Genomic DNA, 1609 nt, shown 5'->3' with positions numbered 1-1609 from the left:
ATCATCTATGAATCTGCATGGTTTGCCGGAGCCAGCCAATTGGCGAGTCGAAAACAAAAACAAGCTATCGCAAAGGGAGTTGCATGGCCAAGGAACAAAAATCGATTGAATTACGGAGAATCGATGCTAACGAAAACAAATGGACAGAAGGCTTTAAATTTGGTGCATCAGCCGTCAAATCACTTGCTGCAGTCTTCATGACAATGATGATCATGGACGGTTTGAGAGACATTGTCCTGAACTCACCAGAACACATCGATGCATTAGGTAGATTTGTTGAACGAATTCGCCTTGGGGAAGGACTCGGATACCTTATTGCGGGAGGACTTGGGATTGCATACACTCGCGAGCGCAATGGAAAGAAGCGGTTAATCTCACAAAAAGCACGGCTACAAAAAGAGCTTGAGAGCAAAGACCCTCACCGATCATCAAGCGGCCTTAACGACGACGGAACCTTACCTGGAGAAGAGGAATAATCATGGAAAGATTTCTTCTTGGCATAGGAATGCTATTGGCCTTCTGGACTTGGCGCGCATGGAAAAACAGCGCACTCGACACATGCAGAGACCGACTATTCGATATTCGCGACGACGCGCGAAGACACTTTATTGCGCAGCAGATCTCCCTAGACAGCGACGTCTACATCGCACTCAGGAACCTGTTGAACTCTCACATTCGCTACGCAAAGAAAATGACATTTCCCCGGTTCATCGCGACCATCTTCGCAGTATCGAAACACGAAGAAACAATGCGCAACATGCGAGAACAGCTAGACCATCACCTCCATACAGACGATAAAGAGCTTGCCAAGTACATCGCCCAGACTAGAAAGGCATCATCAGAGGCCATGATGATCTATATCGGAGAAACATCAGCATTTTTGCTGTTTTTGATGGCCATTTCCATGCCAGTCTACGGGGTTCTAAGGGCAATCAAAATTACCTACAAAACCCTCAAGGAACAACATCAGATGCTGGTTAATAACCTCAGTTCTGGGTCCTTGATCATGTACAAGTCGCTTATCATCGCGTTGCGTGCCATTCCACTTACGGTAGTCGGGTTAGCAATGACAGTCCCTGCAAGAGCAGGCGTTCCTGGCCTGGAAATCAGCGGTGCATCAATGATTGAAGAATTTTCTTACGAAAACAGTCTTTCACATTGTCGCTAGAGAACCAGTAACCCATTTTCTATCCCGCAATGAGCAGAGTTTTTTACGCCTTGATTATCAGCTTTCTGTTCACTTAATAAAATTGATTGCGATGCACCACTTGAGCGCCTGTTTTAGCTCAATATTTCAGCAATTCGACCGCAGAACCCCGCCAAACAAAAGGATTTTCCCACCAGTGTTCGCAAGACAAACAATTGCATCAACCCTTGGCGACGATCTCGGCGCACTCTTAGGTGCCCTTCGAATCTTCGATTCGTCGGACGAACGAATTATCAAGCTTGAGACTGAAGCCAAAAAACTAGCGAAAGCTGACGCGGGAGAGGGTTATATTATTCTTGCTGCCGCCTCTGCGTTGTGTGGCGACCTTGGCAAGATGAAGAGCAGATACGCTATCGCGGAGAATCAAGGGCTAAAGTCCACACAGCGCATGAACTACGCGAC

The 1609-nt window shown here is 46.9% G+C and carries 3 protein-coding genes; all 3 read left to right on the top strand.

Annotation, left to right across the window (positions count from 1 at the left end; genetic code table 11):
- Positions 1-83 precede the first annotated feature (83 nt).
- A complete protein-coding gene (locus AT959_RS21235; RefSeq protein ID WP_157651323.1) occupies positions 84-476 on the top strand; it encodes a hypothetical protein in 393 nt (130 codons plus the stop codon).
- Positions 477-478: 2 nt separating this feature from the next.
- Positions 479-1168, top strand: a complete 690-nt coding sequence (locus tag AT959_RS14750) for a hypothetical protein (RefSeq protein WP_066884487.1) — start codon at positions 479-481, stop codon at positions 1166-1168.
- Positions 1125-1609: hypothetical protein (locus AT959_RS21230; RefSeq protein WP_157651322.1), on the top strand; the 485-nt coding region annotated here is incomplete at its 3' end. The genes AT959_RS14750 and AT959_RS21230, both read left to right, overlap by 44 nt.

This window comes from Dechloromonas denitrificans (assembly GCF_001551835.1).
Taxonomy (GTDB): Bacteria; Pseudomonadota; Gammaproteobacteria; order Burkholderiales; family Rhodocyclaceae; genus Azonexus; species Azonexus denitrificans.
Note: the sequence above shows the minus strand (reverse complement) of the source record. Positions and strands in the feature narration are given on the sequence as shown.

What these genes read in the sequence shown, in the direction of transcription:
- AT959_RS21235 (WP_157651323.1), top strand. Translation starts at nt 84, where the DNA reads ATGGCCAAGGAACAAAAATCGATTGAATTACGGAGAATCGATGCTAAC.
- AT959_RS14750 (WP_066884487.1), top strand. Translation starts at nt 479, where the DNA reads ATGGAAAGATTTCTTCTTGGCATAGGAATGCTATTGGCCTTCTGGACT.